This window comes from Microcoleus sp. AT8-A3 (assembly GCF_036705675.1).
In the GTDB taxonomy this organism is placed as follows: domain Bacteria; phylum Cyanobacteriota; class Cyanobacteriia; order Cyanobacteriales; family Microcoleaceae; genus Microcoleus.
Genome location: NZ_JAUBVD010000107.1, coordinates 1 through 10,388 on the forward strand (window position 1 = coordinate 1; position 10,388 = coordinate 10,388).

At 47.7% G+C, this 10,388-nt stretch carries 13 protein-coding genes; 7 read left to right on the forward strand and 6 right to left on the reverse strand.

The window, feature by feature from the left end:
- The first annotated feature begins 542 nt into the window (after window positions 1-542).
- On the forward strand, window positions 543-776 hold the full coding sequence (locus QUB51_RS29495; protein ID WP_333035767.1) for a hypothetical protein: 234 nt from the start codon (window positions 543-545) through the stop codon (window positions 774-776).
- A 429-nt stretch (window positions 777-1,205) separates the two neighbouring features.
- Here the strand turns inward: QUB51_RS29495 and QUB51_RS29500 are convergent, their stop codons facing one another.
- From QUB51_RS29500 to QUB51_RS29510, 3 genes are all read right to left on the reverse strand, one after another.
- A complete protein-coding gene (locus QUB51_RS29500) occupies window positions 1,206-1,439 on the reverse strand; it encodes a ferredoxin-thioredoxin reductase variable chain (protein ID WP_333057518.1) in 234 nt (77 codons plus the stop codon).
- 277 nt (window positions 1,440-1,716) lie between these two features.
- Window positions 1,717-4,485 (reverse strand): DUF3536 domain-containing protein, encoded by a 2,769-nt coding sequence (locus QUB51_RS29505; protein ID WP_333211315.1) that lies wholly within the window; start codon window positions 4,483-4,485, stop codon window positions 1,717-1,719.
- 96 nt (window positions 4,486-4,581) lie between these two features.
- Window positions 4,582-4,812 carry a hypothetical protein gene (locus QUB51_RS29510; RefSeq protein ID WP_333057522.1) on the reverse strand — a complete coding sequence of 77 codons (231 nt, stop codon included), beginning with the start codon at window positions 4,810-4,812 and terminating at the stop codon, window positions 4,582-4,584.
- 222 nt (window positions 4,813-5,034) lie between these two features.
- Between QUB51_RS29510 and QUB51_RS29515 the strand changes: the two genes are divergently transcribed.
- The 6 genes from QUB51_RS29515 (at window position 5,035) to QUB51_RS29540 (ending at window position 7,133) form a co-directional block, all read left to right on the forward strand.
- Window positions 5,035-5,244, forward strand: a complete 210-nt coding sequence (locus QUB51_RS29515) for a hypothetical protein (RefSeq protein WP_333211313.1) — start codon at window positions 5,035-5,037, stop codon at window positions 5,242-5,244.
- Window positions 5,245-5,257: 13 nt separating this feature from the next.
- Window positions 5,258-5,410: a nucleotidyltransferase domain-containing protein gene (locus QUB51_RS29520; RefSeq protein WP_333211311.1), complete on the forward strand. Its 153-nt coding sequence runs from the start codon at window positions 5,258-5,260 to the stop codon at window positions 5,408-5,410.
- A gap of 85 nt (window positions 5,411-5,495) precedes the next feature.
- Window positions 5,496-5,756 carry a DUF4160 domain-containing protein gene (locus tag QUB51_RS29525; protein ID WP_333211310.1) on the forward strand — a complete coding sequence of 87 codons (261 nt, stop codon included), beginning with the start codon at window positions 5,496-5,498 and terminating at the stop codon, window positions 5,754-5,756.
- A gap of 3 nt (window positions 5,757-5,759) precedes the next feature.
- Window positions 5,760-6,041 (forward strand): DUF2442 domain-containing protein, encoded by a 282-nt coding sequence (locus QUB51_RS29530; protein ID WP_333211308.1) that lies wholly within the window; start codon window positions 5,760-5,762, stop codon window positions 6,039-6,041.
- A gap of 55 nt (window positions 6,042-6,096) precedes the next feature.
- A complete protein-coding gene (locus tag QUB51_RS29535) occupies window positions 6,097-6,594 on the forward strand; it encodes a DUF4365 domain-containing protein (RefSeq protein ID WP_333211306.1) in 498 nt (165 codons plus the stop codon).
- Window positions 6,591-7,133, forward strand: coding sequence for a hypothetical protein (locus tag QUB51_RS29540; RefSeq protein WP_333211305.1), 543 nt, complete (start codon window positions 6,591-6,593; stop codon window positions 7,131-7,133). The genes QUB51_RS29535 and QUB51_RS29540 overlap by 4 nt, the downstream gene beginning before the upstream one ends.
- A 27-nt stretch (window positions 7,134-7,160) precedes the next feature.
- On the opposite strand, the gene QUB51_RS29545 is transcribed toward QUB51_RS29540, so the two are convergent.
- From QUB51_RS29545 to QUB51_RS29555, 3 genes are all read right to left on the reverse strand, one after another.
- The gene (locus QUB51_RS29545; protein WP_333262344.1) at window positions 7,161-7,976 is read right to left on the reverse strand and encodes an alpha/beta hydrolase; all 816 of its coding nucleotides are present in this window, start codon (window positions 7,974-7,976) and stop codon (window positions 7,161-7,163) included.
- Between the two features lie 253 nt (window positions 7,977-8,229).
- A complete protein-coding gene (locus QUB51_RS29550) occupies window positions 8,230-9,429 on the reverse strand; it encodes an FAD-dependent monooxygenase (protein WP_333262340.1) in 1,200 nt (399 codons plus the stop codon).
- Between the two features lie 157 nt (window positions 9,430-9,586).
- The gene (locus QUB51_RS29555; RefSeq protein WP_333262337.1) at window positions 9,587-10,183 is read right to left on the reverse strand and encodes a Uma2 family endonuclease; all 597 of its coding nucleotides are present in this window, start codon (window positions 10,181-10,183) and stop codon (window positions 9,587-9,589) included.
- Window positions 10,184-10,388 lie beyond the last annotated feature (205 nt).

The following is a 10,388-nucleotide window of genomic DNA, read 5'->3' on the forward strand; positions in this document are numbered from 1 at the left end:
AGGATCGTCAATTAAATAATTTCCCTTTTTTCTTGTGGGATGGGCGTCCCGCCCGCCCAGAAAGGACGGGCGGGACGCCCATCCCACAACAAACATGAAAAGTGGGTTTTATTTAATTCTCATTCCTTAGATTGAAGAATTTAAACTAATATCAAATCCGGTTGCATCTCAATTATAGGGGCGGGGCGGGTTTATATAATTTGTCTATACTTATCAAATATCTGGGCGAACCCGCCCCTACAAAACTTCATCAGATAAGATTCTAAATCTAAAATCTAAAATCTAAAATCTAAAACCTAAAATCTAAAATCTAAAATCTAAAATCTAAAATCTAAAATCTAAAATCTAAAACCTAAAATCTAAAATCTAAAATCTAAAATCTAAAATCTAAAATCTAAAACCTAAAATCTAAAATCTCAAATCTAAAATCTAAAATCTAAAACCTAAAATCTAAAATCTAAAATCTAAAATCTAAAATCGATTGAGTGTGTTAGCTTAAAGTCATTACAGCCAATATTAGCCACAGTCGCCCCCAAACAATCATGCTGCCCCACGAGTTGCAAAACATTGCCCCAGAACCGACTCCCGCGGCCGAAATTTTTCAGAGACACCAAATTGTCCGCGAGTTTTACGACGAAATTAAGTACCGTCAAGAACTAGAACTTCACTGCCAGTGGTATTACGCTACAGCCAAGCAGCATCAGCAGGAATTGCAGAAAATGCAGGGAGATTGGAATATTTTAGGTTGGTTCAGCCGCAGACGGTCGAAAAATTAAGGAGTGAAAACAAAAAATGGTTTGTAGTAAGGACTTTAGTCCCGTCGATCGACTAAAAGCCACAGAAAAAACTGAACTCCTCACTACAAACTCTACAACTGTTATATGACCAAGAATTTCTTCATGTGGTACCCGCCACGTGATTTATCTCGCGCAAGTCAATCGAAAGCATCTCAAATCTAAAATCCTTGCGTCCCCCGAATTTATCTCGCGCAAGTCAATCCAAAATCTAAAATCTAAAATCTAAAATCGAATGACCCCCGCCCAAAAACGGATAATTGCTTTCCGACAGGAGTCGCGACGATCACAAAATTTTAGATATTAGTTCAAGCTTCCAGATTCATCTGTGGAGTAAATCTAAAATCTAAAATCTAAAATCGACTGACGGGATTTGATTTTGTCTTTGGGCTGCTTCAACTTTTGAGACAGCTAGACTTCCGAAGATATCAATTCGACCTCATCCTCTTTGAAGTGAGCTCGAAATTTTTTGTCAAATTGTACTAGAACCGGCCAATTAGCACTGACAGGTCTGCCGTGCCATTCGTGAACGATCGCCACGACTTCTCCTTCCATACCCTTAATATCAAATGGTTGACTGCGATTTTCAGGGTGGTGGTAGACAACAACAGAGTTTTTAATGCAAACGCGATCGCCAACTTTCATAAATTTAAACTTAGTGTTCTTTCTTCCCAACTATACAAAGCGTGCAAGTGCAGAACACCTGTACGCTTTGGCGACAGTCTTTTTATCTTCCCACAAGTAGAGCGAAAACTTAAACAAACTTGGCGGTTATCTGTCGGTGCTTTGATCGCCCGCCGCGATCCCGGGAAGCCACAACACAGATATATTCTCGGTGGAACCCGTAGGCCCGATAGGCCTTTAAAGCTTGATCGGGCGGATTCTCAAGGGCGGGAATTGATGCAGGCTAATCACGAAACGATTAACTTAACTGATTTAACCAACACTCAACATCAACAGCCAAGGTTTGACCCAACTCCAGCAACTGCCGGATCGAAGACAACTCCCAGCCGCCGCCTGAACCCGCAATCTCCAAGGCAACAGCAGCCACCGCATTTTCGCCCGCCGAGGCCTCTTGCCGTTGCAGCCAGCCCAAACACAGAGGCACAATTTGACTGTACAGAGAATCGAAATACAGTTCCTGCGATTTGTCCAAGCACAAACCCAGACTCAGCCGATCGCCCACAGCAATCAAACGCTCGATCGTGCGGATCTCAGCTTCCAACTGGACAGGCGAGCGATCTTCCACACCCGATCCTGCTTGCAGCAGCCTGTCTAGCGATCGCCAAACCATCTTTTCCAAAATTTCCTTGACTTCGGGAACGTTCAACCGACAGCGGAGATGGCCGGCTTCAGTGGCGATCGCCTCAATTTCGGCCAGCAGCGGTTCCACATCCTCGGTTTCCAATTCCAGGGCCTTGGCCGCCGTCAAACAGCGATGTCCCAAAGCCACCTCAGCAGCCACCTGCAACTCTACCGGCACCGGCAACTCGTCGCGGTGGAACGCCATCATCACCCCGTAATTTTCGCGGTAAACCTGAGTGTAAAGCTGATCCAACCGAGTCAAATTTTCCTGACTCAGCAACTGCACGATCCGGTGGCGTTCCTCAGCGAATAAATCCCGCAAGCTAAAGGACTGATCCCCAAACAGCCGCACCATTTCCAGAATCGCGTGGGCTGCCGAAGCTTCTTGCATAACTCCAAACAGCCGCTCTTTGAGCATAGTGTACGATCGGCGGCTGCCAAAAGGCTGAATGCAGCAGTGGAAGTCCCAGCCGCCGAGGTGCAACGCAGCAAACACAAAAACCTCTGTTTCCCGCGTAATTTCCGAGGTTAACTGCAATTGACCCACAGCCAGAGTCATCGAGCCCATGCGCTGAATTTGGAAATCTTCCTGCTGGGCCTGATAGCAGTAAACTCGCTGTTCGCGGGGATATTTGGCAAACAGAGAACTGATCGCGTAGTGGGCGGCCACCTGTTTGAGACTAATTTGGGCTGTTACCACGAGTTTGCGGTAAACTTCGGCCCCTGTTTGGAAATACTCAACGTTGCTGGGTACGAGGGCTAGTCGATCGACAAAATCCTTTTCTAGCTGCACCCCGGTAACTTCCCCCGCCAATTCGAGCGCCCGGGCCGCGTAGCGCAGAATTTGCACGCCTTCTGGCCGCGAGATTTCTTCAAAAAACCAGCCGCAGCTAGTGAACATTAACAGGGTGTGGCGCTGCATTTCCAGCAGTCGCAGGGCGTCCACCTGTTCTCCGGCATCGAGGGGGCGCACTTGATGGCGTTGGAGGAAACTGTCAACATTACTGGGGGATCGATCCCGGATCACCTCAATATATTCATCTCTGGCTTTCCAGGGATCGCACAACAGCTTGCGCCCTGCTTCTTCGTAAATCGGAATCAGTCGATCGCGCAGCCAATTGAGAGTATCCCGCAGAGGGCGGCGCCATTTGAGGTGCCATCCGCCGCCACCACCGCAGCCGCAATCATCTTGCCAGCGATCGACCCCGTGAGAGCAACTCCAGGCCGTCACAGGTTTGAGTTCAACTTCCCAAGCGCTCGGATTTTGACTTAAATAATGAGCAAAATTCGTCACCGTCCAACCGCGGCGGGGAAACTCTTCTGTGAAGGCGTAGGCGAGGCATTTTTCCGTACTGTTTTTGTGGTGGCCGAAAGTTTCGCCGTCCGTCGCCACGCAGATTAATTGAGCCTGTCTGTGGTCTCCCCGCACTGCTTGACCCAAGCGCCCGGCCAAGTGGTGGCTGCTGCTGAGAACGTCATTGAAGCCCATATCCCGCGAGATCGGGCCATCGTAGAAAAAGATATCGATGTAGGGAGTGTTGGTAGTTGGGGCTGCAGAATTTTGGGAGTGCCCGCGCCCAAAATAGTGAGTGCTCAGCGGCGAGAGTTGGTGGTCAGCCATCAACCGCATTTCCGGTTTCAAATAGCAGCGGTACGGGCGAGTCGGATCGATTTGACCCCCGCCGACTTCGTGCCATTCGGAATTTTCCGCTGGTTCCCCTTCTTGGTTTTGCCCGATTAGCGGGCGGCAGCGTTCGGCTTGGGAGGGGGCTAAGACAATGAAGCGGATGCCTTCAGCGACTAAAACTTCGAGGGTGGCGTAGTCTACGGCGGTTTCGGCGAGCCACATTCCTTCGGGATCGCGATCGAACCGGGAGCGAAAATCTGCGATCCCCCAGCGAATTTGGGTGTATTTGTCTCGCTCGTTAGCGAGGGGCATGATGATGTGATTGTAGACTTGGGCGATCGCGTTGCCGTGACCGTTGAGTCGCTGACAGCTTTTGCGATCGGCTTCCAGAATCCGCTGGTAGACTTCCGGGTCGTAGCGTTCCAGCCAGCTCATCAGGGTCGGCCCGATGTTGAAGCTCATATACTCGTAGTTGTTGACGATCCCCGCGACTTCGCCCCGATCGTTGAGTATGCGGGCAAAGGCGTTCGGGCGGTAGCACTCGATGTCAATGCGTTCGTTCCAGTCGTGGGCTGGAGAGGCGCTGGCTTGGCGTTCGATCGCGTCCAGGTAAGGGTTTTCCCGGGGTGGCTGGTAAAAGTGACCGTGAACCGTCACGCACACCCCAGTTGCAGTCGCCGCACTGCTTTGGGTTGCAGCCGTTACGGTTGGCGAAGACAAAGGTAGCACATCGGATTGAGTAGTAGAAATCGAAACCATGCGATCGAATCCTCAAGTAGTTAAAGACAATAAAACCAGCCTATTTAGAAACTGAAACCTTACGCAGCAAGAGTTACAGCTAGGCATCTGTTCGGGCTAAATTTTGGCAGATAAGTTTTGATACATTTGTAGTATTGCTAGCAAAGCATTCGTTCCAAGATGCCAACCGTCGATCCCTGGTTTGTTTGCCAATGCTTTGCTGTTGAAAGAGTTAAAAAAGGTAGCTTTTGCTGCTTTTTGGCACTTGCGACCCATTTCGGGTTCGTGCTTGCAGGGCTGCTCATTGAGATTTTGATTTACATTGCTGGATCTTAAAGTCTTATTCATTAAATAGCAAGTTTTCGCCGGAAAAATTTAAAATTTGGCGATAAATCTTGGCGATTGTGGATATCGGTTTAATGCCCGATCGATTTATAGAATAATAGTTTAGCCAGAGTTTCGCATCATACTTTAGGTGCTTTTTACCTAAGTTCTGGAGAAGTTAGGCCAGTTGGGTTAGGGCGGGGCAGATTTCCTGCAAATGTACTTTCCAGAAGAGTTGTAACAATTGTGCGGAGTCAAAAGGCAACAAAAAAGCAAAACGGTAACTGTTATATTTTAACCCCTGAGAGGTATGTGGGGGCGGAGGCGGAGGCATTGGAGGATGAGGAGGGTTTGGACGAGAAGAGGCTGCATTTGACGGCGAAGTTGGAGAGGCAATTTGCCGAGAGTGCCAAGTTAGAGGCGATGATTCTGGAAAATCTACCGGGGTGGAGTTAGGGGAATTGAGGAATTGCTGAAGTCCAAGCCCTCCGATATCCTGAGAATTGCGACTCACCCAGCCGCGTTAAATGTGCGCGTTTTAGGTTCGGTTGCCAGGGGTGAAGCAACAGCAGATCGCGAGGTAGATTTTTTAGTAGAATTGGAACCAAAACGCACGTTTTAAGCAATATTAAAGAATATATTGAGCGGATTTAGTCTTACGAAATTCGGGTAAAAGACGCCGAAATAATTGTATAGGAGACAATCTAATGCCAGAACTCAGCAGATTTTTAGGCATCATCATCACGACGTACTATAACGACCACCCGCCCCCGCAATTTCATGCCCGCTACAATCAACAAAAAACCATCATTGATATCGAAACCCTCTCAATCCTAGAAGGCAAACTTTCCCCTCGCATCTTAGGATTAGTGGTAGAGTGGGCTGCCCTTCATCAAACAGAGCTCATGCAAAATTGGCAACTTGCCAGACTTCAAACACCATTAGAACCTATTGCACCTTTGGAATAAACAATGCTCAAAGATATTAGCTCAGTTCAACCATTAAAAAATTATCAACTTCACATCAAATTTGAAGATAACCAAGAGGGAGTAGTTGACATTAGCCAATTAATCGAATTTACCGGAATCTTCGCCCCCCTGCAAGACTTGACTTACTTTAACCAAGTCAAACTAAATCCAGAATGGGGGACAATTTACTGGGAAAATGGAGCTGATTTAGACCCCGATGTTCTCTACTCCATTGTCACCAACCAACCGATACAAATCAAGGAAACCATAACCAACCTGATGTAATTTTATCTACGAGCTAAAACCAAACAGGTTAACAAGAATAATCGCTACGTAAAAAGTGGACATTAACCAACAAAAAGAACAATTCAGCAACATCTACCTGCAAGCTGTCACCACCGTTGCCGGCTATTCCCTCTACAAACCCTTCGTAGACGATGACAGCGTAGACTGGGGAGTAGCTGCGAAAGGCGGGATAGGCCCCATTAGAGCGCCTCGCTTAGAATTGCAGTTAAAATCTACATCAAGAGACATCCAAGACGATCGCTCCATCCGCTACCCCCTCAAACTCAAAAACTACGACGATTTAAGAATGGATGACTTCGCCATTCCCCGAATTTTAGTTGTCGTTTTAATCCCAGAAACACCCGAAGACTGGTTAACCCAGTCGGAAACAGAACTCTGCATCAGAAACTGCGGATATTGGATCTCGCTGCGGGGAAAGCCAAAAACACAAAACACAAACGCTGTCACCGTTACCATCCCTAGAACCAACCAATTTACAGTCGCCGCCCTTCAGTCAATTATGGAGGGAATTAGCCAAGGAGTTCAACCATGAAAGTCACCGTACAAGATAGCCAAACTCTCGAAACAATCGAGCTAAATCAACTGAGAAATTACTTACAAACTCACGGCTGGCATGAAGACCAACCTTTCTTAGATAATGCCACACTTTGGCACAAACCAACAGCCGATGCAGAAGAATTTGAAATATTGCTGCCTAACCGGGAAAACCTGGGAGATTATGCAGCCCGCATCCGGGAGGCAATCCAAACGCTAGAAAACGCAGAAAATCGCCCAAAAATTGAAATTTTAAGCGAACTGCTTACCAGCATTCCCAACATGACTATTCAGGGAATTGTTATGCAAATTCACACCCCCAACACAGACCAATTAAGCGGCGAAATAACCTTAATAGGGGTCATTGCTGACAAATTGCGGAAAATTCAAACTTCTCTCGCAGACAAAGATTATATCTTGGCGATTAAAGCTTATCAAGAACGCTTACCGATTCTCTGTAGCGGTGACTTAATCAAAGACAACAACGCCTTCATCCTCAAAAACCCCCACAACTTAACTCTCGATGAATTGTGGTAAGACTAACAGATTTTGTCGAAATCTATATTAAACACCTTCCAAACAAATATCAAGTTCCCTAGCAAAGGCCTCTGGCGCATCCAGCATCAGCCAGTGTCCAGTATCGGGGATCGTAGTTGTCGTCAGTGTGGGACGGAGGATGTGGAGGCTGAAGGGAAAAGTGTTTGAGGGAGCAATAATCGCGTGGGCCCGTGTTCCAGGGGCTGCTAGGTAGTGATCGAGAGCATTAACTGCTTCAAAGGCAAACATCCCGCGAGACATTCCAGACAGACAATCCTGTGGAGTCGCCGCCAAGCAAGCGAGAATCCGATCGCGCGTATCGGCCCTGCTTCCTGTCAGCGCCTCATTGAAGCTGGTTTCCACAGCAGCCCGCCAATCCTCCGTCTCCAGAGCCCTCTGGTAGGGAACGATGCGTTCCTCGTGCACATCTGCAGGCACCTTGGTAAAGTCTCCAGGTGGGTCTGCCAGAATCAACTGCGCGATGCGGTGCGGTGCGGCTGCTGCTGTGGCGAGGGCAATACAAGCACCGAAACTGTGCCCGACGATCGCCACTCGATCGAGTCCCAGCCCATCCAGTACCGCCAAAACATCCGCTGCACAGGAGGCGGGCGCATAGTTGCCGTCCTCCGGCGGTGCAGAATCACCGTGTCCCCGCATATCAAGGGCGATCGCCCGTCGGGTACGGGCGACACGGGCAAGCTGCGCCTCCCAGATGCTCGCAGAAACCGTCATACCGTGCACGAACACCACCGGCAGCGACTCCGACTCCCCAGCGGTGGCAGGGGGGCTGGCTTCGATGATGTGAATAGTGCCGATCGGTCCTTTGATATTTGTCGATCGCATAAAAACTTCTCCTAAGTTTTATAGTCCTAGACGCACGGGTAGTCAGAAACCGGATTTTTCGCAAAAATACTCGGTTATATCAAATCCGTTAACATCGGAATTATTATCTCACTCTTCTCTTTCTCTGTGTCCTCTGTGCCCTCTGTGGTTTAATCATTCCGATACAACCGGAATTGATATTAGACATCGCAGAAAAGGTAAAAACCCGGTTTCTTGGGTTTGGACGGGTAAGTCAGGTTCCAATTTCCTCATTTTACACAACCAATTTTACCTCTGTTACTCCTTGACGCAATTCATACTGTCCTTTTACCCAAAATTGTTTAATTTTTTCACCCAAAAACGGAGCAGCTTGCATCATCAATAAACGCAATAATCCATTTTTTCGTAGTTGTTCGCCTTTCCACGCTTCTTGTGCTTGAAGTTGTTGGGCGCGAATAATTTCGGGTTCGCGTTCTGCCTGAATCCGCGATAATGCTAAGTCAATATCCTCAGAATTAGCCCCTGCTTTCAATAAAGGTACAAGGTGATTGGCCGCAACAATTACATCGCGCAAAGCCATGTTAATTCCTTGAGCGCGAACCGGAGACATGGGATGTGCCGCATCCCCCAAAAGTATGATTCCTGGTCGATGCCAGCGCGGACAGCGACCAACCACAACAGATAATCGCATCGGAGATTCGATCGTATCGGCACAGTTGCGGAAATGTTCTGCCATCCACGCAGGCGATCGCGATGCGAAAGTTTCTGCCCAGTCTGTGTGTTTCCGATCCGTTTTGTCATCTGCCGATAACACCCAAGCCAGATGAAGTTTTCCTGATTCTGCCCCATGAAAGACACTGAATCCGCTACCGCCATTCAGGATAGAATAAAATACATTATCCGCCACAAACCGAGGATGAGCGGCAAGTTTAAACCACAGAACATCTATACTATTCTGCTGTTTTACTAACTCTAATTCTGCACGCTGTCGTACAACCGAGTTTCTACCATCTGTACCAATCACAAGTGCTGCAGGAATTTCTCGCCCATCTCCTAGCTTTACACCCGCAATGCGATCGTTTTTGTACAGTAAATCTTTTACGGGAACACCTGGGATAAATTCAAACTCTGGATGCAACTGAGCTTCTGAAATTAGTGTTTCTAACAAAGGCGGTTGCGATACCAGTGTACAAGGTCGATTTGACCCCATTGGCTCATCAACTCGAAATAGTTGCCGATCGCCCACAATGAACTCCCAGGCATCAATTTGTCGGTGTGGAACACCTTCTAGGATTGTGGATAAGCCCATTTGGGCGATCGCATCCAATCCGCTGGGCATTAAGCCTTCACCGCGAAACACTCGGTAGGAATCTTTTGCCGCCTCAACCAAGGTAACAGCAATACCTCGTTTCACCAGCAGTAAGGCAAGTGCCGCACCAGTTGGCCCCGCTCCGACAATTACAACTTGTGTCATTTGGTATTTTCCATTGCTTGTTGCGGATATTGAGATGCAAACAGAGGTGGTTAAAGGGTGCGCGATGATCTATTAGACATCTCCCATAATTATTATCGTGGAACAGGCATCCTGCCTGTTCAAAACCTGCTTTTTTGGAGAAGTCTCTTAATCCCAGCTATTTTTGGAGTGCCTGTTGAAAAGTCTTAACTGCATCAACATGATTCACCATATTGATGCAGCGCAACAACAAATCCAAATCGATCCCTTTCACCTCCTCACTACTGGAAACCTTTTCATAATGAAGTGTATTGCCCTCTCCCCGCAGGTGATAAACCTCTAACAATCCATCTTCCCAAAACCACACTTCAGGAATTTTCAGCCGCTTGTATGCCTCCAGTTGGTTGATGCCACCACTGGAAAACACGATTTCGATCGCCAAATCGGGTAGCCTGCGACCGGGAGCAAGTTTATAAGATTCATCCGCCTCTCGCTTGACTTTTCCCGTTTCACTTTCCAGAGTCATTGAACCAGTTGGAGTAAAGTCAAACCCCGCCATCAGCAGGTACAGTTCCACCAATGCACCAATTCTTGCTTTAACGGTTTCGTGGGGTTCTCCAGGCATTAGTTTAATCTCCAGAATTCCATCCAGGAAAGAAAGTCGATATCCTGGACGGTCTAACAATTGCTCAACTGCTTTGAACTCTCTCCAAGTGAGTCCCTCAAACAGAAGGGGCGATTCTTTTCTGGGTGGTGCGATGATTGCTGCAGTCATTTGATTCTCCAGTCTATTTCCAGATGAGAAACGATCGGGTTTGGAGGGCGATTGGTTTATTATAACTTTAAGTAGCATCCTCCACTGTAAATCCGATTTCTTGCCCGTAGGATAGTTCCAGCGTGTGACAAGCGAATTTCTTCATGTGGTACCCGCCACGTGATTTATCTCGCGCAAATCAATCCCAAATCGAAAATCGAAAATC